The organism is Acuticoccus kandeliae, assembly GCF_003073115.1.
On the sequence record NZ_QBBV01000125.1, the window covers coordinates 1 to 334 of the forward strand.

Genomic DNA, 334 nt, shown 5'->3' on the forward strand with positions numbered 1-334 from the left:
CGACACCCGTCCGCACCCGCTCCCGCTGGAGGACTTCGAGTCCCGCGGCGAGATCCGGATCGCCGGGCAGTCCGGTGACGTGTTCATGTTCTCGTCGAACCACCTGCACGCGTCGGCGCCGAACACCTCCGACGTCACCCGGTTCTCCTACGACCTGCGCACGATCAACCTCGACGACGTCCGGGCCGGCCGTGGCCCGCGCAACGTCGACTCGGGCGCGACCGGCACCACGCTGGGCGACTTCCTGCGGGTCTCCGACCTCGCCCCGCTGAAGGCCGAGGAGTTCGAGGACGCACTCACGCACGCCTGAGCCCACCAGATCGGAAGAGCGTCG

1 pseudogene is annotated in these 334 nt (G+C 70.1%); it reads left to right on the forward strand.

Going from position 1 to position 334, the window contains the following annotated elements:
* Positions 1 to 310, forward strand: a pseudogene (locus tag DBV35_RS29590) (hypothetical protein); the annotation flags it as partial.
* Positions 311 to 334 lie beyond the last annotated feature (24 nt).